Annotated in this window: 21 protein-coding genes and 1 pseudogene; 12 read left to right on the forward strand and 10 right to left on the reverse strand. The window is 60.5% G+C overall.

Annotated features, from left to right (window positions below; translation table 11 throughout):
- Positions 1-199: 199 nt before the first annotated feature.
- A complete protein-coding gene (locus tag Tal182_RS29380) occupies positions 200-571 on the reverse strand; it encodes a hypothetical protein (RefSeq protein ID WP_085861811.1) in 372 nt (123 codons plus the stop codon).
- Between the two features lie 274 nt (positions 572-845).
- Between Tal182_RS29380 and Tal182_RS29385 the strand changes: the two genes are divergently transcribed.
- The 3 genes from Tal182_RS29385 (at position 846) to Tal182_RS29395 (ending at position 1,792) form a co-directional block, all read left to right on the forward strand.
- On the forward strand, positions 846-1,145 hold the full coding sequence (locus tag Tal182_RS29385) for a hypothetical protein (protein ID WP_085861812.1): 300 nt from the start codon (positions 846-848) through the stop codon (positions 1,143-1,145).
- A complete protein-coding gene (locus Tal182_RS29390; protein WP_085861813.1) occupies positions 1,138-1,434 on the forward strand; it encodes a hypothetical protein in 297 nt (98 codons plus the stop codon). Before Tal182_RS29385 ends, Tal182_RS29390 begins: the two co-directional genes overlap by 8 nt.
- Before the next feature lie 118 nt (positions 1,435-1,552).
- A complete protein-coding gene (locus Tal182_RS29395) occupies positions 1,553-1,792 on the forward strand; it encodes a hypothetical protein (protein ID WP_064807944.1) in 240 nt (79 codons plus the stop codon).
- On the opposite strand, the pseudogene Tal182_RS29400 reads toward Tal182_RS29395, so the two are convergent.
- Both Tal182_RS29400 and Tal182_RS29405 read right to left on the reverse strand, forming a co-directional pair.
- Positions 1,776-2,006: pseudogene (locus tag Tal182_RS29400) on the reverse strand (helix-turn-helix domain-containing protein); the annotation flags it as partial. The gene Tal182_RS29395 and the pseudogene Tal182_RS29400 sit on opposite strands and share 17 nt — an antisense overlap.
- Positions 2,007-2,108: 102 nt before the next feature.
- Entirely contained in the window at positions 2,109-3,482 is a 1,374-nt protein-coding gene (locus tag Tal182_RS29405) for a PAS domain S-box protein (RefSeq protein ID WP_085861814.1), read from the reverse strand.
- Positions 3,483-3,839: 357 nt separating this feature from the next.
- On the opposite strand from Tal182_RS29405, the gene Tal182_RS29410 reads away from it, so the two are divergent.
- From Tal182_RS29410 to Tal182_RS29435, 6 genes are all read left to right on the forward strand, one after another.
- Positions 3,840-4,445, forward strand: coding sequence for a Crp/Fnr family transcriptional regulator (locus tag Tal182_RS29410; RefSeq protein ID WP_245344924.1), 606 nt, complete (start codon positions 3,840-3,842; stop codon positions 4,443-4,445).
- Between the two features lie 191 nt (positions 4,446-4,636).
- Positions 4,637-5,395 (forward strand): FadR/GntR family transcriptional regulator, encoded by a 759-nt coding sequence (locus Tal182_RS29415; RefSeq protein ID WP_085861816.1) that lies wholly within the window; start codon positions 4,637-4,639, stop codon positions 5,393-5,395.
- Between the two features lie 24 nt (positions 5,396-5,419).
- Positions 5,420-6,394 (forward strand): sialic acid TRAP transporter substrate-binding protein SiaP, encoded by a 975-nt coding sequence (locus tag Tal182_RS29420; RefSeq protein ID WP_085861817.1) that lies wholly within the window; start codon positions 5,420-5,422, stop codon positions 6,392-6,394.
- A gap of 197 nt (positions 6,395-6,591) precedes the next feature.
- Entirely contained in the window at positions 6,592-7,164 is a 573-nt protein-coding gene (locus tag Tal182_RS29425; RefSeq protein WP_085861818.1) for a TRAP transporter small permease, read from the forward strand.
- A 4-nt stretch (positions 7,165-7,168) separates the two neighbouring features.
- Complete coding sequence (locus Tal182_RS29430) at positions 7,169-8,575, forward strand: TRAP transporter large permease (RefSeq protein ID WP_064807345.1); 1,407 nt, start codon at positions 7,169-7,171, stop codon at positions 8,573-8,575.
- A 9-nt stretch (positions 8,576-8,584) separates the two neighbouring features.
- Positions 8,585-9,619, forward strand: coding sequence for an L-idonate 5-dehydrogenase (locus tag Tal182_RS29435; RefSeq protein WP_085861819.1), 1,035 nt, complete (start codon positions 8,585-8,587; stop codon positions 9,617-9,619).
- Positions 9,620-9,687: 68 nt separating this feature from the next.
- Here Tal182_RS29435 and Tal182_RS29440 read toward each other — a convergent pair whose 3' ends face one another.
- From Tal182_RS29440 to Tal182_RS29455, 4 genes are all read right to left on the reverse strand, one after another.
- Positions 9,688-10,101, reverse strand: a complete 414-nt coding sequence (locus Tal182_RS29440; protein ID WP_085861820.1) for a curlin — start codon at positions 10,099-10,101, stop codon at positions 9,688-9,690.
- A 169-nt stretch (positions 10,102-10,270) separates the two neighbouring features.
- Positions 10,271-10,669, reverse strand: coding sequence for a curli-like amyloid fiber formation chaperone CsgH (gene csgH / locus Tal182_RS29445; protein ID WP_085861821.1), 399 nt, complete (start codon positions 10,667-10,669; stop codon positions 10,271-10,273).
- Positions 10,670-10,732: 63 nt separating this feature from the next.
- The gene (locus Tal182_RS29450; protein ID WP_085861822.1) at positions 10,733-11,170 is read right to left on the reverse strand and encodes a curlin; all 438 of its coding nucleotides are present in this window, start codon (positions 11,168-11,170) and stop codon (positions 10,733-10,735) included.
- Between the two features lie 213 nt (positions 11,171-11,383).
- Positions 11,384-12,277 (reverse strand): alpha/beta hydrolase, encoded by an 894-nt coding sequence (locus tag Tal182_RS29455; protein ID WP_085861823.1) that lies wholly within the window; start codon positions 12,275-12,277, stop codon positions 11,384-11,386.
- 299 nt (positions 12,278-12,576) lie between these two features.
- Between Tal182_RS29455 and Tal182_RS29460 the strand changes: the two genes are divergently transcribed.
- Positions 12,577-12,981, forward strand: coding sequence for a hypothetical protein (locus tag Tal182_RS29460; RefSeq protein ID WP_064807357.1), 405 nt, complete (start codon positions 12,577-12,579; stop codon positions 12,979-12,981).
- A 441-nt stretch (positions 12,982-13,422) separates the two neighbouring features.
- On the opposite strand, the gene Tal182_RS33170 is transcribed toward Tal182_RS29460, so the two are convergent.
- Positions 13,423-13,557, reverse strand: a complete 135-nt coding sequence (locus Tal182_RS33170) for a hypothetical protein (protein WP_281063681.1) — start codon at positions 13,555-13,557, stop codon at positions 13,423-13,425.
- A 446-nt stretch (positions 13,558-14,003) separates the two neighbouring features.
- Here Tal182_RS33170 and Tal182_RS29470 point away from each other — a divergent pair, with 446 nt between their 5' ends.
- Both Tal182_RS29470 and Tal182_RS29475 read left to right on the forward strand, forming a co-directional pair.
- A complete protein-coding gene (locus Tal182_RS29470) occupies positions 14,004-14,840 on the forward strand; it encodes an alpha/beta hydrolase (protein WP_094299131.1) in 837 nt (278 codons plus the stop codon).
- Positions 14,841-14,956: 116 nt separating this feature from the next.
- Positions 14,957-15,685: a gamma-glutamylcyclotransferase gene (locus Tal182_RS29475; protein WP_085861825.1), complete on the forward strand. Its 729-nt coding sequence runs from the start codon at positions 14,957-14,959 to the stop codon at positions 15,683-15,685.
- Positions 15,686-15,734: 49 nt separating this feature from the next.
- Here Tal182_RS29475 and Tal182_RS29480 read toward each other — a convergent pair whose 3' ends face one another.
- On the reverse strand, positions 15,735-16,634 hold the full coding sequence (locus Tal182_RS29480) for a LysR family transcriptional regulator (protein ID WP_085861826.1): 900 nt from the start codon (positions 16,632-16,634) through the stop codon (positions 15,735-15,737).
- Positions 16,635-16,779: 145 nt separating this feature from the next.
- Positions 16,780-18,126 (reverse strand): FAD-binding oxidoreductase, encoded by a 1,347-nt coding sequence (locus Tal182_RS29485; RefSeq protein ID WP_085861827.1) that lies wholly within the window; start codon positions 18,124-18,126, stop codon positions 16,780-16,782.
- Positions 18,127-18,128 lie beyond the last annotated feature (2 nt).

Consider the following 18,128-nt stretch of genomic DNA (forward strand, 5'->3'; position numbering starts at 1 on the left):
GCGTCGTAGCCCAGCTCTACGGCCAAGCCGGCCGGTCGATCAGCCGGCCCGTTTCAGCCAACCCGAAGGGCCGGGCATGTTTCCGCCAGGATCAGAGGCGATCGGCTCGGACGTACCTGGAGGTATGCCCATCGCCAATCGCCTCTGCCCTGCCGAAACCCTGCTCCGGCAGAATGCTTCAAGCTAACCCGGAAAAGCTCTAGTGATAATAAGACGGGTCTCCCCCGAACAGAGCGGCGATCATCGCGTCGATATCGGACGGACGCCCGCTGACGACAAAGCCGCCGGGCGGAGTTTCGGACCGCTCGTCATGGGCAAAGATGAAAGGAATTCGGCGCGTCTCCAGCCATTCGTTCATCCACAGCATGGCTTCGTCGGAAATCGTCACGTCGATGATCACGGCATCGAACAAGAGGCCCTCGCTCAAACACTCCATCGCGCTGGAAATGACGACAGGACCGGCAAGCACCGCCTTTAGCGCGGCAAATGCCTTTCGCGCATCGTCCGAAAGGAAGCCGGCCTCACCGATGATAAGGATCGTCTTGCCGGCAATCGGGCTGAGCGATTTCATGGCGAACTGCCTAATGTAATCCTGGCTTTAAGGTGATCATGCTGTTCAACAGCGGTTCGAAGCATCAGGCGGTCCGCGCCTGCACCGTGCCTACCAGATTCGAGCCTATCAGGCGACGTTCATTCGTCGTGATCGCCGAACCGCGGCCGGGTCGCCTTGTTCCCCCTGGCGGACCGGATCAAGCCCCGATCGTCCTGTCCGTACGCTTCCGCACCGGCGGTTGAAATTGAAGATCCGAAGTTTAGGATCGTCGCATATAATGGGGAGGAAGCCGATGATCCAGCACTCGGGAATCACGAAGCCGGCGCTACAGCCTGATGACGTGGCAATGCTGACCACGGTCCTTGAGGGATGGTGTCAGGAGAAATCATGCGTGATCGCCAGCCCGGCCGCCGAACATGTTGCCAGGGAACTCGTATCCTGGTTCGAATGCGGCATCCGGGACAAGCACAAGCTCGCCGGCCTAATGCGGCATGTGCATCTGGATCCGGAGGACCTGCTGATCACACCGGATGCGCCGCTCGGCACAACGGCATATGAGAACGCCGGACAGGCGGAATGTCACCATGAATAGAAGCCGGCAAAGCGCTCCTATCACGGCGGATCCCTCTGATCTCGGTTTTGTCGACCGGCAGATCGCCTTGCGACAAATCGTCGACGATCTCCGAAAGCTGCGCGGCGGCGCGCCGGACGACTTCGGTCGATCTCCGGCTCTCGATCGCCTGCTTTGCGTGATCAGCGCTTCGGTCATACCGATTGCCAAAGCGGATGACGTGGATTGGGAAATTATTCTAATGGAGCTCCTCGATCTTCGCGCGACGATAACGCGTCTTGCTATCGGCGTCGCCGAAACCTCCCATTGATTTCGATAGCCCGATTTAAGACAAGGATAATGTTGCTGTTTTGAATGACAGCCCGGTTCTTTTCCGAGGGAACCTTACTCCCCGTTCTGGCATTGATTCTGCAACGATGGGGCGGCCGATGCCAAGATTTTATTTTAACGTCGTTTCAGACACCGGCATGATCGTCGATCCCGAAGGTTCGGAACTGGCGACCGTCGAAGACGCCAGGCGCGAAGCCGTTCAGGATGCGAGAGCCCTCATGAGCCAAGCGGTTCTTTCGGGGAAAGACATCTCAGCGAGAAAGATCTACATCTGCGACGAACAAGGGACCCTGCTTCTGATCGTACGTTTCGCCGATACGATCAGAACTGCCGATTAGCGGGGCGCCGGATCGGCAAGCCGGTCAAACGTTCATATTCCCGTTCCGGAACGCCGCAGCTACCGGCCGCGATCTCTTCCAGCCGCTCCCGGTCGAGGATCCTGACATTGGCGCGGGTCGATTTGATGACCCGCAGCCCTTCGATGACATGCAGCTCATTCGTCACTCCCGAGCGGCGCACGCCGAGCATGAGCGCCAGAAATTCACGAGTCAGTCAGCGGCAGATCGTTACCCTCGCGTCCTCTTCTCCCCAGCGGGGGAGGTGCCGGCAGGCGGATGAGGGCCGCACGGCACATCCTTCAAGGACAGAAGCCCGTCATCCCTCCCTCGGCAAGCGGATCACGAACCCCGTACCGGGCGCCCGATCCTCGATATTCATCTCCGCCTTCAGCTGCTGGACGAGCGCACGCACGATCTTCATTCCCAGGCTTTTCCCATCGTTCTCGAAGGACAGCACTTCCGGGGGCAGACCCCGTCCGTCGTCGGCGACCTCGAGGCGAATCTCATCGGCAATGCTGCGGGCGCTGACCGTGACGGCGCCGGAGACATCGGGATAGGCGTGCTTGAAGGCATTGGTCACCAGCTCGTTGACGAGGAGGGCGATCTGGATCGCCCGGTCGGCATCGACCATGCACGGATCAGCGTTGACGGATACTGCGTGGCGGGAGGCCGATTGCTGCAGGCGCTGGCAGAGGCTCGACAGGAAATCCGCCAGATCTACCGTTTCGATATCCGGTTGACGCCATAATTGATCGTGCACCTGGGCGATGGTTCCGACACGCGCTTCCGCATCGCGAAGCGCCTGTCCGACCTCCTCCTGTTTGGTCGAACGGGCCTGCATGGCAAGCATGGCCGCGACGAGGGCCAGGCTGTTCTTGACGCGATGGCTCATCTCCCGCAGCATGATCTGCTGGTGTTCTTCGGCAAAATGACGCTCCGTATCGTCCCGGAGCACTTTGAGGTAGCCGGCACGCTGGGCACGAAGCGGCATGGTCAAGCCGCTGCCCCAGAATGTCGAGCCATCCTTGCGTAAGTGAAACCGCTCGTTCTCGGCGCGGCCGCGCTCGGCGGCCGTCTTCATCTCGCGTTCCAGGGCGCCCTCGTTGCGGTCCTCGGGAACGAAGAGAATGCGGGCGTCGCGACCGAGGATCTCGTCTTCCTCATAACCGAAGATACGGCAGGCGCCGGTGTTCCAACTGATGATCCGTCCGTCCCGATCGAAAGCGAAGATCGCATAGTCGATCGCGCTTTTGAGAATAAGCTGGAGACGCTCTTCGCTGGCGCGCCGAGTTTCGTCCTCATGAAGCATCTGCGTCCGGTCGCGGACGATTTTCAAAAGGCCGTAAGTCTCGCCGGCATCGTTGCGAAGCGGCATCATCAGTCCCGAAGCCCAGAACGAACTGCCGTCCTTTTTCACATGCCAGCGATTGTCGTCGGCGCGTCCGGTCGTCAACGCCAGCCTGAGCTCCTTGAGCATTGCCCCTGCAAGCTGATCCTCGAACGTAAAGATGGCAGCACCGCTCTGTCCGATGATTTCGGGCGGCGAATAGCCGAAGAGTCTTTCCGCGCCGGCACTCCACGTCACGACGGTGCCGTCGCGATTCATCGCAAAAATTGCATAATCCCGGGCGCTCTCGACGATGTGCCGATAAATTTCAGTCTCGTCACTCGGGAGGGGATATTGATCCATGCCAGCTGCCCCGCAATTGCCCGCCCACTACATTAGCACTTGCTACAGCAATTTCTCGCCGCGTGCGGTTGCGTACAAAACTCCACCAAGGAACCTTCTGCCGATCATGCGAGTTAAGGCTCAGCGCCTTGCAATCGGCCATTCCGGAGTTCATAATTTTAAGTGCGGCTGAGCTGATCTTGTGGTGCTGACGGCCGGGAGACGGTGTCCTCTTGCCAAACAAAGGGCAGAGCGATGCGAGTATTCGAAAGCGAAAATCTCATTCTGTCGCAGTTGGCGGATCCGGAGCTTCTGGCTCTGGAGCGCATACTGGAACCACTTGTTCTTCCACGCGATTTCGAGCTTGTCCATTTGGGCATGCCGGTCAGCCATTATTATTTCCTGGAAACCGGCATTGCTTCCATGGTGGCGACGAGTCCCGAGGGCAGGAAAGCCGAGATCGGCGTGCTCGGTAGGGACGGGATGTCGCCGCCGGCTCTGACGGCGGACGCGGAGCGGTTTTCATTCGACGTCATGATGCAGGTTGGCGGTCATGGGCACCGTGTGGAAGCCAGCGCTCTGGCATGCTTCCTCGCCGACCGGCCCGCCGTCCGCCGGCTGCTCTCACGTTTTCTCCATAGCTTTTTCGCGCAGGTCGCCAACACCGCGCTGTCCAACGCCGTTCACAAGATCGACGTTCGGCTGGCGAAATGGCTTCTGATGTGCCATGACCGCCTCGATGGCGAAGGAATTGAAATCACGCATGAATATATGGCCACGATGCTGGGAGTCCGCCGCTCCAGCGTCACTGATGCCTTACACATCCTTGAGGGCGAGCATCTCATTTATTCCACCCGCGGCCTGGTAATCATCCGCAACCGCGCATCCCTCGAAGCCTTCGCAGCAGACGCCTACGACCTCCCTGGCATCACAGGACGCGGATGGGGGGTGATCGACCGCCCGTCTCTGGCGCTGAGCCGCTAAGCACGCACTGGGATCGACGATCTCCTAAGCGTCACTTTCTCGGCAGATCCTTTTCGGTCGTTGCAGCCGGGAACGATGCCGGCTGGAATTTCATGCGACGCATTGACGCACCACCGACGCAGTGGTACGCATCAAATTGGTCAGGCCAGTTGACCAGCTGCGCTTGAGGAGAAGCCGCCGGGGAGGCCAGAATGTTTTCGCCCGTTGAATCGCGCCGCCTCTACAGGCAGGTCGCGGATCAGATTCGTTCGATGATTGCCGGCGGCGAGCTTGTCGTCGGTCAGAAGCTGCCGGCCGAGCGCGATCTTGCGGAGCAACTGTCGGTCTCACGCCCGACCGTGCGCGAGGCGCTGATCGTCCTCGAGGTTGAGGGCCTCGTCAACATCCGCATGGGCTCCGGCATCTATGTGTTGCGTCGGCAGGGCATCAGCATGGCGACAAGCGAAAGCGAGCCGGTGGAGGGACCTTTCGAATTGCTGCAGGCGCGCGCCATCATCGAATGCGCCATCGCCGAGGAAGCGGCAACCCGCGCGAAGCCGGAAGATATCGCCGTGCTCGACGAGGCGCTGATGCACATGAGCGGCGGCCTCAACGATGCGGCGACGGTGCTCGCCGCCGACCGCGCCTTCCATACCGGCATTGCCGCCATTATCGGCAATGCCACCCTGATCCGTGTGACGGGCGAGATGTTCGACATGCGCATGACCCCCTATTTCGCCAAGCTCGCCAGCCATTTCGAGGGGCCGACGACATGGCGCAGCGCCGTCGACGAGCACCGGGCGATCCGCGATGCAATCGCCGCCGGCGATACGGCAGGCGCAAAAGCTGCGATGCGTGCCCATCTCACCCTGTCGCAGAGAAGATTTTCCGAGAGCTTCGGGGAGGAGTTTTCGGGAGAGGAGGAGCGCGACCGCGACAAGGCGGCCGCGAAAGGAGCCACCAAGACTTAAACCCGAGCTCGGGAGGAGAGAGCAATGAAAATGAGACTGGCAACGATACTGTGCACTGCAGCCGCGATCATGGCGACGACGGCGGTCGCACATGCCCAGACCGTCCTGAAATGGGCGCATGTCTATGAAACCTCGGAGCCGTTCCACACGGATTCCGTCTGGGCTGCGGAAGAGATCGCCAAACGCACCGACGGGCGCTACAAGATCGAGGTCTATCCGGCCTCGCAGCTCGGCAAGGAAGCCGATATCAACCAGGGCCTCAAGCTCGGCACGGTCGACATCATCATTTCCGGATCGAGCTTTGCCGCGCGCGACTACAAACCGATCGGCGTCACCTACTTTCCCTATATCTTCCGCAATCCCGATCATCTGATCGCCTATACCAAGAGCGATGTCTTCAAGCGTCTCGCCAAAGGTTACGAGGACAAGACCGGCAACCACATCGCCGCCGTCAGCTATTACGGCACGCGCCATACGACCTCGAACAAGCCGATCGCCAAATGCGCGGACATGCAGGGCCTGAAGATCCGCGTGCCCGACGTTCCGGCCTATCTGGCGATGCCGCGCGCCTGCGGCGCCAACACCACTCCCATCGCCTTCGCCGAAGTCTATCTCGCTCTGCAGAACGGCACGGTCGAGGCGCAGGAAAACCCGCTGACGACGATCGAGGCGAAGAAGTTCTACGAGGTCCAGAAGAACATCATCCTCACCGGCCACATCGTCGATCACCTGAACACGGTAATCTCGAAGCAGCTGTGGGCGAAGCTCTCCGACGAGGACAAGAAGATCTTCGGCGAAGTGATGCAGCAGGCGGCCGAGCGCACGACCAAGACGATCGCCGGCAAGGAGAACAGCCTGGTTGCGACCTTCAAGGAAAAGGGCCTCAACGTCACCGAGGTCGACAAGAGCGATTTCGAGAAGAATGTGATGGAAAAAGTGAAGTTTGAGGACTTCGGCTATGAGAAGGCCGATTGGGAAGCGATCCGGGCGATCCAGTAAGCGCCTTGGCGCGACGTCCGCCAACTCTTCCTTCGTCATGCTCGGGCTTGTCCCGAGCATCTGCCTCAGATCGATGGGGCAGCAGATCCTCGGCACAAGGCCGAGGATGACGTCGAGCGAGGAACGAGCCCAGCAGCCTCAAGCCGGGTGCCATCTGCGTCGTGCGCTCTCCTTCTCCAACCGAAACAAGGCCGATCATGTCGAAAGAAATTCACACGCCAATTACGGCCGAGGAAATCGGCCACGAATTCGAAGGCCATGCGCCGACCGCAAAGGTCTCGGACTACGCCATCGAAGACTGGATCACGTTGATCGTTTTCTGGCTGATGGCCGGCTGCGTCTTCCTGCAGTTCTTCACGCGGTATGTGCTGAACGACAGCTATGCCTGGACCGAGGAGATCGCCATCAACTGCCTGATCGGCGTCGTCTTTCTCGGCGCCGTCATGTGCGTGCGCACCTCGCGACATATCCAGGTGGACGTGTTCTATCATTATATGCCGGCGGGTCTGGCGCGCGTGCTCGCGACCTTCGTCGATATCGTCCGCATCGGCTTCTTCGCCTATGGCTGCACTCTGATGTGGCGTTACGTCGACATCGTCGCCGACGAGCAGATGGTCACCATCGACCTGCCGCGCAACATCGTCTTCTACTCGGTGCTTGTCGCCTTCGTGCTGATGCTGATCCGCGCGGTCATCGTCTTCATCGCCAATATGCGCCGCGGCTACTCCGTCCTGGAGCGCCCGGAAGAATTCCAATCCGTCGAAGGATGACCCGATGCTGCTGCTTCTTGGCTCGTTTCTGCTGCTGATGCTGGTCGGCGTGCCCGTTGCCATCTCGATGGCCGTCGCCTCCGTGCTTTACATCGTCCTTTACGGCGTGGCGCCCGACATCATCGTCGCCCAGCGCATGATCGCCGGCGTCGAGAGTTTTCCGCTGCTCGCCGTGCCCTTCTTCATCCTGGCCGGCAATCTGATGAATTCCGCCGGCGTCACCGGCCGTATCTATTCCTTCGCGGTCGCGCTGGTCGGCTGGATGAAGGGCGGGCTGGCGCAGGTCAACATCATCGGCTCCGTCATTTTCTCGGGCATGTCGGGCACCGCGCTCGCCGATGCGGCCGGCATCGGCACGATCGAAATCAAGGCGATGAAGGACCATGGCTATCCGGTCGAAGCGGCGGTCGGTGTGACGGCCGCCTCCGCCACGCTCGGGCCGATCTTCCCGCCGTCGCTGCCCTTCGTCATCTACGGCATGATGGCGAACGTCTCGATCGGCGCTCTCTTCATGGCCGGCATCCTGCCCGGCGTCGTGATGACGCTGCTGATGATGATCACCGTCGCCGCCTTCGCCTATCGCAAACGCTGGGGTTCCGACGCGCCGTTCAATGTGCGCGAGCTCCTGTCGGCCGGCATGGAAATCCTCGTCGTCCTGATGGTGCCTGTGGCGATCTATCTGATGATGCGCGCCGGCCTCTCGATGAACGCCGCGGCGGGTATTGCCCTCCTCGTGCTCCTGGCGCTCGACTGGTATTTCGGCTTCTCCGCCGTCATGGCCCTGATGACTCCCGTCATCCTGATCGGCGGCATGACGATGGGCTGGTTCACGCCGACGGAGGCAGCGGTCGCGGCTGTGCTCTGGTCGCTCTTCCTCGGCCTCGTGCGCTACCGCACGATGACGCTCTCGACGCTCGCCAAGGCGAGCTTCGATACGATCGAAACGACGGCGTCGGTGCTCTTCATCGTCACCGCCGCATCGGTCTTCGCGTGGCTCTTGACGGTCAGCCAGGCCGCGCAGCTACTCTCGGATGCGATCCTGTCGATCACCGACAATAAATGGGTGTTCCTGATCCTGGTGAACCTGCTGATGCTCTTCGTCGGCTGCTTCCTGGATACGATCGCCGCGATCACCATCCTCGTGCCGATCCTTCTGCCGATTGTCGCCAAGTTCGGCATCGATCCCGTTCAGTTCGGCCTGATCATGACCTTGAACCTGATGATCGGCTTGCTTCACCCGCCGCTCGGCATGGTGTTGTTCGTGCTCTCACGGGTGGCGAAGCTTTCGGTCGAACGCACGACAATGGCGATCGTACCATGGCTGGTGCCGCTGTTCCTGGCGCTGATCCTGATCACCTTCATTCCCGCCGTATCACTCTGGCTGCCGCAGCAGCTCGGACTGTTGAGATAGGAGGGTAGGATGCAGACGCGTCTGGCGCGGCTTTACCAAAAAGGCGATCTCAGGGTCGAAATGGACACAGTCCCGGCTCCCGGTCCAGGCGAGGTGCTTCTCAAGATGGCGGCCGCCGGCATCTGCGGCTCCGACCTGCATTATTATCAGGACGGCGGCTTCGGGCCTGTCAGGGTGCGCGAGCCGATCATCCCCGGCCACGAGGCCTCGGGGAGGGTGAGTCAAGCGGGCGAGGGGGTCGAGCTCAAAGCCGGCACGCTGGTCGCAGTCAATCCAAGTCAGCCCTGCGGCCATTGCGAATATTGCGTACAGGGACTGCCGATCCATTGCCTCGATATGCGCTTCATGGGCAGCGCGATGCGCCTGCCGCACGAGCAGGGCATGTTCCGGGAGTGGCTGGTAGTACCGGCCGTGCAATGCTTCGAAATGGGAGCCGAGACGACCGCCGCGGAAGCGGCCTGCAGCGAGCCGCTCGCCGTCTGCCTGCATGCCTCATCGCGCGCCGGCGAGATATCGGGCAAACGCGTCCTCGTCACCGGCGCCGGCCCGATCGGCTGCCTGATGGTTGCCGCCGCCCGCCATCACGGCGCGGCCGAGATCGTGGTGACCGATCTTGCCGATGCGGCGCTCGCAAGGGCCAAAGCGATCGGCGCCAGCCGCGCGATCAATGTTTCCGAAGGGGCTGCGGCACTTGCCGAATTCGAGGCGGGAAAGGGCTATTTCGATCTTGTCTTCGAATGCTCGGCCGCCGCACCCGCGATCCGCAGCGCAATCGCCGCCGTCCGGCCGCGCGGCACGATTGTGCAGGTCGGCGTCACGGGCGAGATCCCGGTCCCGCTCAACGCCATCGTCGGCAAGGAGCTGCATATCCACGGAACGCAGCGGTTCCACGAGGAATTCGCCACTGCCGCCAAGCTGATCGCAAGCCGCAAGATCGATGTGCGGCCGATCATCAGCCACAGCTTACCCTTGGAAGAAGCCGCCGCCGCCTTCACCCTTGCCGGCGATCGTACGGCCGCCTGTAAGGTACAGCTTACATTTTAGCAGCTTAATACTCGCCGTAGAGATTCCTTATGGGGCGCCGACCGGTCGCGCCCGGCGTGTGAACTGCCTTACCAGCCATAGCTGAAGGTAGCACCACTGCCGTTATCCCCATCCTGCACGACGTCCGTTTCAGTATTTCGCCCATACTGGAAAATGCCATAGGCATTGTTGTTGCCGTTCTGCCGTAAGGTCGCGGAATGACCATTGCCCCGTTGCCTGACGAAGCCGAGATTGCCGCGGCCGGCCTGAGCGATACCAGCCGCGTTACCCCGACCCAGCTGCCGGATGTCAGCATCTTTCAGACCGCGGCAGAGGGAATAGACGCGCAGCCCGGTTGAAAAAAGTCCGGCATCCTGGGCATTGTCCGGTGCGAGGTTGAACGAGATCCGACCGCCGGCATAGGCTGGCGCAGACAAGGCTACTTGGCCCAGGCTCCCGGCAAGAAGGGTGACGGCAAGGATCTTAAACACGTTGCGGGTCATTCTGATCTCCATTTCCGGCTGCCTCAGCCGATGCTCAGCTTTCGCATCTTGCAGCTGAACCCAGTCGGAATTGCCCGTTCAGTTGTCGTTCAGTCGTTTCTGTCTGATTGAATGCAAAAGGACGCCGGAAACGGCGCCCTTTTGGAAAACTGTAGAATGTGGAGGCCGATCAGTTGCCGCCGATCTGCTTCACGCAGCTGAAACTCTCATCCCCGACGACGACGTCCAGGGTGGCTTTGTATTTGGCTCCTTTCGAGTCGAGCGAGACCGAACCAAGGATTGCCGCATGTCCCTCGACGGCATCAAAATCGCCACTCTGGTTGATCGTGGAGCTTCCGCCGTTTGCCACCTTTTCGACATGGAAGGTGTAAGTCCCGCCGACATGCTTGTCGGCGTGGACGAGCGCGTCCAGTCTCACCATACCTGCCCCAGGGGTTGCTTTGATTTCGCAAAGCTGCACCCGGTCAGATTGGTTGGCTGTCGTCATGGCGGAAACCGCGCCGACGGGAAGCAGGACCAGCGCGAGAATCGTCATCGCGCGGCGCGGATGTTTGATGCTATTTGGCATGGTCGATTCCCCTGGTGGTCTGCTGTTGCGATCCTGACCTGTTTCACGGCATCCTGCAGCCGCTTACGGGCAGGCCTGGACGAAAGCGGCGACATTGCCGTTGCCGCCCTGGCTGACATTGGCGCTGCAGCCGTGGCCGACCTGGACGCCGGCCGCGATGTTGCCATTACCATCCTGAGTAAGGATGGTCGTATGGCTGGAGCCGAATTGGCCAATGCCCGCTACGTTGCGGTTGCCGTGCTGATAGGTGGCGCCATAGTTGTCGTTGCCTTCCTGACCGACAGCTGAAAGATTATGATGACCATATTGACGGCCGAGAATTCGGTTGTAGCCACCGTTCTGGTAGGTTCTGATCCGGTTTCCGTATCCTTCCTGTGCCCCACCGGCAGAGTTCGACCAGCCATATTGTTCGATACGAACATCATTGGCCATGGCGGGGGCTGCGGCGGTAATGCCGACGAGAGCGACGAGTGCGGTTGCAATGACAGACTTGCGGATCATGAATATGTCTCCTCAGGCGGAAAAGACCGCGGTTGAACGTCTTTCTTCTAGACGCTCCCTTCGGAACGGAAGCTGAAGGCATCATTCAGTCGGGGTTCATTCGCGGAGATCGGCGCGGTGTCCGCCATGGGTGATGAACGGCCGCAGCGTCTTTCAGAGAGATTGTGCGCCGCATCCCGCTCGAGAGTTGAGGCGAGGGATAGCAGCGCCCACTCACGCGACACCAGCCAAATACTGCCGCTTAGAAGATTGCTGTACTCGCTCCCTCACAAGGTCGCTCAGCATCTGTCGGGCTACGGCTGGCACAACATGATGTGGAAGGTGGCCGACGCCCTCGATCACCCTGATCATCGGCCTCGGATGTTTCTGCCGAAGGCCATCGATATGCCAGGCCGGCTGAACTATGCGATCCTCCGAACCGAACAGGACGTGCAGTGGCAGATTGCTGGGCAGCTTCGGCAGCAGTTCCATGTCTTTGTTGAAGGCCCGCAGCTCGTTAGCCATCGTTTCAATTGCGCCCGGATTGACCATATGAGCGGCCGGCAACACCGACAGCTGGGGAGGCAACGTGTTTGGAAAGGATGACGATCGCAGACCACGGTCGAGAAAAAACGCTGCCCATCGGCTGATTACATGCTGGCGGATCAAGGATCCCACCACCGGGGCGACGGACGCCCGGAGGATGGGCAGCGGTTTCGGTGGGACGGGCCTGCAGCACGGCGAAATCAGAAGCAACCCGTTCACCAGCTCCGACCGGCGCGCTGCCAGATGAAGTGCCGGCGCGCTGCCGATGGAGTGGGCTACGATCGAGACGCAATGCAGGTCCATTGCATCGATTAGGCGCTCGAGCCAAAAGGATTGGCCTATCGGTCCTCGTTCAGCGAGAGGAAGAGGGCTGCTGAAACCGTAGCCCGGGCGATCGGGGGCCACCATGCGGAACGTGCTCTGAGCAAACGGAAGCAGAACCTCTTCAGCCAGGCTCCCACAGCCATGGAGGACAAGGATCGGTCTTGCGTTCAAGTCGCCGCTCTCCAGAACATGCACCTGCTGCTTGTCGAACTGGTAAATCGTGCCGATCCGGGGGCAAAATGCCTGCTGCTTCAACATGATCCAACAAACGCCCGCAGTTGGTTCTCGGTTCCGTGATGCTTTTGGCTTAGTTCAACCAACCTGTTCTACCCGGAGCGTCCCTGCGGAAGCCGCCGTAACAAGTTCCACTGACACGTGCCATCCGGATTAACCTGCTTCGCCCGTCGGCAATGTTGTTCTAGTGTCGTCTCGCTGCCCGACAATATTTCTATTCTAATATTGATAACAGGGCTGGTGCTCCAAAGATCCTCTGATGTGCTCGTTCTCAGAAGCTTGAAAACATGCTAAGTTTCGTCGGCAACAGAGGGGGAAAACCAATGCCACGCATCGCAAATCTTTACTTCAAGACCGCCATCATTTTTCTGATCGCCGGCATCTCGGTCGGCCTTCACATGTCGATCTCAGGTAATCACGCACCGACCGGGGCCCATGCCCACGCCAACCTGCTCGGTTGGGTCACCATGGCGCTCTTCGGCGTTTACCACGCGCTCAATCCACACAAGGCCGAGAAGCGCCTGGCGATGATCCAGTACGTCGTCTACACCTTCGGTGTCGCGGTGCTGATCCCGTCCCTTTATCTGCTGCTTTCCGGAAACACGGCGATGGAACCGATTGTCGCCATTTCCTCGCTCATCGCCTTCGCCGGCGTGCTGATGTTCGCCGTCATCATCTTCTCGGGCAGCGAAGCTTCGAGTCCGGCCGGCGTCTCCCGGGCGCGCTGATCCAATCGGGAAAGAGCGACTATCTGGTTATCAAGTTGCATGTTCGAATTCTCTTCGTGCATCTCGTGCTTTTGCACTGAGAATGACGAGGAGTTTTCGGGCGGCCAATGCGGATCGTGACAAGGTGCGAGGTCTTGGATTCAGCCGATCGCCGTCACATCGGCTCCGGCTCCGCGAGAGCGGAGATCTCCTAGAATGCTCTGAGGCCCGTTCAGAAATCCGATCGGCAGGATGGATGAACGCGTTCGTGCCTGCCGGCAGGCTTGCGATCCGTTCGATCGGATGTGCGCGCAGTTTGTTCATATCGATAAGCTCGGTTGGTGAGACGATGCCCTTGGCGGTGATTTCCTCGCCAAGCTTGGCTATCTCTGTGCTTTTTCGAACCTTCTGGAGCTCATCGAAGTAGGCGCCGATCGGTCCGACGCGGCGGGAGAAGATAGGTTATTGCAGCGGCGTCGACAGAATTGACCATCTCCAGATCACCGGTTCTTGCATGGCCTGCAGGTCGCCGTCGGCGGCGAGCGTCTTCACGTTCTCGCTAATCAGCCACGGCGACGCTTTTGGCACCGGGCTCATCTCGTATGCCGTCCGTCGCCTGCTTGAGCACAAACGCAATCTGCGCTTCAGAAAAACTTCGATGCTCTCACGGAGTTCTCCTCCTCGTCCCCACAGGGTCATAAGTGGGAAATTCCAGTTCCAGATAGCCTAACTTGACTGGAGCACATCAGGCCCGGGCCAAGGCCCCATTATTTCATGGGAGGCAATAAATTCGAAACTATTCTCGCAATTGTGGATGTGAGGGTCCGACGGCAATATCACCCTTGTCAGACGAACACTGTGTCGCCTGAACTTTTCAATAACGAAATCGCAGGACGGAGATGACCCAGCCTCGCTATTCCATAACGCGCCGAGACGCGCTGTTGTCCATAGGCGCCGCAGCAGCGGCCATGGCCATTTCGCCCTCTCTCAGCTTCGCAGCCAATGCTGCTCCCACCATTAACCCAATCGAAGGAACCAAGACGATGGCCTATGTAAGCACCGAAGACGGCGTTGAAATCTTCTACAAGGACTGGGGCCCTAAGGATGCCCAGCCGATCATGTTCCACCACGGATGGCCGCTGTCGTCCGACGACTGGGACGCGCAGATGCTGTTTTTCCTGTCGAAAGGTTTTCGCGTCGTCGCCCATGACCGCCGCGGCCATGGCCGATCCGCCCAGGTGGCCGACGGTCACGATATGGACCATTACGCAGCCGATGCCTTTGCCGTCGTCGAGGCGCTCGGCCTGAAGAATGTCGTGCATGTCGGCCATTCCACCGGTGGCGGTGAGGTCGCCCGTTATGTGGCCAAGCATGGCGAGCCTGCCGGCCGCGCCGCCAAGGCCGTCCTCGTTTCGGCCGTGCCGCCGCTGATGCTCAAGACCGAGGCCAATCCCGAAGGCCTGCCGATGGAAGTGTTCGACGGTTTCCGTTCCGCACTTGCCGCTAACCGCGCGCAGTTCTTCCGCGACGTTCCGGCCGGTCCGTTCTACGGTTTCAATCGAGATGGCGCCAAGGTTCAGGAAGGCGTGATCCAGAACTGGTGGCGTCAGGGCATGATGGGCGGCGCCAAGGCCCATTACGACGGTATCAAGGCCTTCTCCGAAACCGACCAGACGGAGGACCTGAAGGCGATCAGCGTTCCCACTCTCGTCTTGCATGGTGAAGACGACCAGATCGTTCCGATTGCGGACTCTGCGCTGAAGTCGGTGAAGCTTCTGAAGAACGGTTCGCTCAAGACCTACCCCGGCTTCTCGCATGGCATGCTGACCGTCAATGCCGATGTGCTGAACGCCGACCTTCTCGCCTTCGTGAGGGCTTGAGCGGTCCTGGCGACGAGTGCGGCCTCCCACGCACCCGTCGCCTCACGAAGCACCAGATTCACAAGCGCTCGGCGCGGTGGTCTCCCGGCGGCTATCTCGTTGAAACGGTTTCCCACATGCGAAAAACACCCATCGCCAAGGCACGGGTACCGGTTGCCATGCACCTGACCCCCGACCTCGTAGCCAAAACCTTCAAGCTAGTCGAGGACGAGGGCCCAGAGCCTAACTGGACGCCGATCTCGGGTCAGCAACTCGATCAACTCGTCAGCAGAGTCGAGCAGGAGGCTGGCGACGAGCAGATATGGGTGTTCGCTTATGGATCCTTGATGTGGAACCCGGGCTTTGAAGCGGCAGCAAGTGAAGAGGCCGTTGCGTACGGATGGCATCGTGCGTTCTCGTTGAGGATAGAACGGCTGAGGGCCACCTCCGATGCGCCAGGTCTGATGCTGGCGCTTCGGCCGGGAGGAAGTTGCTCTGGCCTCGTCCTGAAGCTCCCCTGCGTGACGAAAAGGCAGGATCTGCGTACGCTTCTGGCGCGCGAAATCCGATATGCCGAGGTGTGCGACATGGTGCGATGGGTTTCGGTCAAGACACCGACGGGTACACGCCGCGCGCTCACATTCTGGGCGAGTGCGAAGCGATCAGGGCTCACGGAGAAGATACCGCTCGATGACGCCGCAGTGTTGATCGCTCAGGCATGCGGACCGGCGGGATCCTGCGCGGAATACCTGCATCGGACGGTCTTGGATCTGGCGGAGCGAAATATCTTCGATCGAAACCTGTGGCAGCTGCAGCAAATGGTCGCCGCAAGACTACGGGCACTCTCACAGGACGGTTTGATGTGAGAGAAGGTGCACGTCTCCTGAAGATCAGTGATGATGTGCGCGGCGTATGTCAATCCAGCATGACCATCTGCGCCGCGACTTGCTCTTCGAAGTATTTCGAGAATGAGGCGATGCGTGGTGGAAGCGCTTGGTACGGCGGATAGAACAGCGTCAGCCACAGGTCAGGCGGTGCCCATCCCTTGAAGACGTGGACGAGACGACCGCTCCTGATGTGATCGGCGATGTTGAATCCTGGGAGCAGTGCGACACCTGCACCGTCGGCGGCCATGTCCGCCAGTACCTCGCCACTGTTGGCGCTGAAGGCTCGACCTGCCGAGATCGTGATGCTTGAGCCGCCGTCGGACAAAACCCAGTTCTCGCGCCGGCTCTCGCCGCTATAGGCGAGGCAGTCGTCTGGCTTTAGCTCGTTGGGGTGTTGCATATCGGCGAAACGGCTCCCTGGGGCCGCGACCAGGATGCGTGGCACCACCCGGATTTTTCTCCAGATCGTGTACTTGTCTGAAGGCTGTGATGAGATGCGGATCGCCAGATCGTAGTCGTCATCGACGATATTCACTAAACCGTCGGACAAGGAGACCTCGAAGCTCATCTTCGGATAACGTTCCTTGAAACCTGACAGGATCGGCGGCAGCACGGTCTTGCCGAACCACGTGGGCGCGCTGATCCGGAGGCGCCCTTCGTCCGCCTTGTGTGCATTCATCACATCCCGTCGCGCTTCTTCCAACGTCTTCATCGCTGGCTGGATCTGCGCGGCGAAGATTGCGCCGTCAGTCGTCAGCGAGACCTGCCTCGTCGTGCGCACGAAAAGCTGCACGCCGAGTTCCGCCTCGAGTGCTGCGATCGCGCGTGTAACAGCCGCCGGCGTCATGTCCAACTCGCGGGCGACCTGCGCGAAATTTCGCTTCTCGGCTGCGAGCAGGAAGGTTCTGAGGGCCTTGTAATCGTTCATGTCATTGTTTCAGGATTTGCAATTCAATCGAGAGGAATATTGCAACACCGGGTGGCGATCAACGGCCGTAGTTTTGAGACGATCGCTGCCTTTATTGGGGGACCAGTCATGGACCCGCGGCGCCATCGAGTGACTAAGCCACCACTCATTCGGCCCCCGCACGCCATTCGCGATAGGCGAGATGGATCTTCGCGCCGATCGTCGTCAGCGGCTGCGGCGGCAGTGATACCGGCGCCGCCAGACGACTGTAGACGCGGCCGAGTTCGGAGTCGTGCCCCAGCAGGCGTTCGGCCGCGGCGATGCCGGCGGCGGTGGAGTTGGATGCGCCGAGGCCGTTGCAGCCGCAGGCGGCGAAAACGCCGCGCTCGATTTCTCCGAAAGCCGGCACATGATTGTGCGTCAGCGCCATCGCGCCGCCCCAGCGGTACTGCATGCCGAGACCGGCAAGATCGGGAAAGCGGTGGGCGAATTTGTCGTCATGCAGGCGGCCGGCGCTGCGGATGGCGGCATCGCTGATTGCAATGCGGGGATTGTAGCTGTAGCGCGACCGCACCAGGATGCGGTCGCCGCCGGCAGTGTTGATGCGCCGCACCGTCGTCCCCATCGGCAGGGCAGGGGTCGCCGCCCATTTCCTTTCGCCGCCGAGCCTTGCCGGATCGAATTCCTGCGTCATGGACGCGTAGGTGAAGACATGGAGGAGGCGTCCGCGGAAGAAGCCGAAGCTTTCGGCGTGGCCGTTATTGGCCATGATGATCTTCGCAGCCCGCACCGATCCCTTCGGCGTCTTCACCAGCCATCCGTCGCCGGAGCGCTCGAAGGAGAGAGCAGGCGTCTGCTCGAAGAGCCGCACCGGCTCCTTCAGGCAGTCGGCTACGCCGCTTATATAGGCGGCCGGCTGGATGATGATCGTCCCCGGCGAGAACAGGCCGGAGGTAAAGGATTTCGATCCGGTCACAGCCTCGATTTCTTCGCGTTTGAGCAGTCGATGCGCTTCGCCCATCTTCGAAAGCTGCCGCGAGTAAGCGGCCAGATGTTTGTCGCCTTTCGCGCTCATCGCAATACTGTAGCGGCCGCACGGATCGAACAGATCCTTTCCCCAGCCGTTTTCGGCAGCCAGTTCGGTGGCAAGAGCAATCGCCGAACGCTGCAGGAGCACGGAATCGCGGAACCTGCCTTCCGACTCGCCGCTGAAATCGTCCGAGGAGACCTCATGCGGCAGGTCGATGATGAAGCCGGAATTGGCGCCGGCCGGACCTTCGCCGACGATGCCGGCTTCGAGAATGGCGACCCGGACTGTCGGATCGAGCCGCGAGAGGCGGTGGCCCGCCGAAAGACCGGCAAAACCGCCGCCGATGATCGCGACATCGACGCTGATCGCTTCGCTCAAGACCGGCCGCGGCGTGCGCGGGGCAAGTGTGGCCACCCATCCCGACACGCCCGCACGTTTGGGAAGCCTGGATGCGACGAAGACGTTCTTAGCGGTCCCGCTCACGG

Origin of the sequence: Rhizobium sp. TAL182, assembly GCF_002117725.1 — a bacterium.
Taxonomy (GTDB): Bacteria; Pseudomonadota; Alphaproteobacteria; order Rhizobiales; family Rhizobiaceae; genus Rhizobium; species Rhizobium esperanzae.

What these genes read in the sequence shown, in the direction of transcription:
- Tal182_RS29380 (WP_085861811.1), bottom strand. Translation starts at nt 571, where the DNA reads ATGAAATCGCTCAGCCCGATTGCCGGCAAGACGATCCTTATCATCGGT.
- Tal182_RS29385 (WP_085861812.1), top strand. Translation starts at nt 846, where the DNA reads ATGATCCAGCACTCGGGAATCACGAAGCCGGCGCTACAGCCTGATGAC.
- Tal182_RS29390 (WP_085861813.1), top strand. Translation starts at nt 1,138, where the DNA reads ATGAATAGAAGCCGGCAAAGCGCTCCTATCACGGCGGATCCCTCTGAT.
- Tal182_RS29395 (WP_064807944.1), top strand. Translation starts at nt 1,553, where the DNA reads ATGCCAAGATTTTATTTTAACGTCGTTTCAGACACCGGCATGATCGTC.
- Tal182_RS29405 (WP_085861814.1), bottom strand. Translation starts at nt 3,482, where the DNA reads ATGGATCAATATCCCCTCCCGAGTGACGAGACTGAAATTTATCGGCAC.
- Tal182_RS29410 (WP_245344924.1), top strand. Translation starts at nt 3,840, where the DNA reads ATGCCGGTCAGCCATTATTATTTCCTGGAAACCGGCATTGCTTCCATG.
- Tal182_RS29415 (WP_085861816.1), top strand. Translation starts at nt 4,637, where the DNA reads ATGTTTTCGCCCGTTGAATCGCGCCGCCTCTACAGGCAGGTCGCGGAT.
- Tal182_RS29420 (WP_085861817.1), top strand. Translation starts at nt 5,420, where the DNA reads ATGAAAATGAGACTGGCAACGATACTGTGCACTGCAGCCGCGATCATG.
- Tal182_RS29425 (WP_085861818.1), top strand. Translation starts at nt 6,592, where the DNA reads ATGTCGAAAGAAATTCACACGCCAATTACGGCCGAGGAAATCGGCCAC.
- Tal182_RS29430 (WP_064807345.1), top strand. Translation starts at nt 7,169, where the DNA reads ATGCTGCTGCTTCTTGGCTCGTTTCTGCTGCTGATGCTGGTCGGCGTG.
- Tal182_RS29435 (WP_085861819.1), top strand. Translation starts at nt 8,585, where the DNA reads ATGCAGACGCGTCTGGCGCGGCTTTACCAAAAAGGCGATCTCAGGGTC.
- Tal182_RS29440 (WP_085861820.1), bottom strand. Translation starts at nt 10,101, where the DNA reads ATGACCCGCAACGTGTTTAAGATCCTTGCCGTCACCCTTCTTGCCGGG.
- csgH (WP_085861821.1), bottom strand. Translation starts at nt 10,669, where the DNA reads ATGCCAAATAGCATCAAACATCCGCGCCGCGCGATGACGATTCTCGCG.
- Tal182_RS29450 (WP_085861822.1), bottom strand. Translation starts at nt 11,170, where the DNA reads ATGATCCGCAAGTCTGTCATTGCAACCGCACTCGTCGCTCTCGTCGGC.
- Tal182_RS29455 (WP_085861823.1), bottom strand. Translation starts at nt 12,277, where the DNA reads ATGTTGAAGCAGCAGGCATTTTGCCCCCGGATCGGCACGATTTACCAG.
- Tal182_RS29460 (WP_064807357.1), top strand. Translation starts at nt 12,577, where the DNA reads ATGCCACGCATCGCAAATCTTTACTTCAAGACCGCCATCATTTTTCTG.
- Tal182_RS33170 (WP_281063681.1), bottom strand. Translation starts at nt 13,557, where the DNA reads ATGAGCCCGGTGCCAAAAGCGTCGCCGTGGCTGATTAGCGAGAACGTG.
- Tal182_RS29470 (WP_094299131.1), top strand. Translation starts at nt 14,004, where the DNA reads ATGGCCTATGTAAGCACCGAAGACGGCGTTGAAATCTTCTACAAGGAC.
- Tal182_RS29475 (WP_085861825.1), top strand. Translation starts at nt 14,957, where the DNA reads ATGCGAAAAACACCCATCGCCAAGGCACGGGTACCGGTTGCCATGCAC.
- Tal182_RS29480 (WP_085861826.1), bottom strand. Translation starts at nt 16,634, where the DNA reads ATGAACGATTACAAGGCCCTCAGAACCTTCCTGCTCGCAGCCGAGAAG.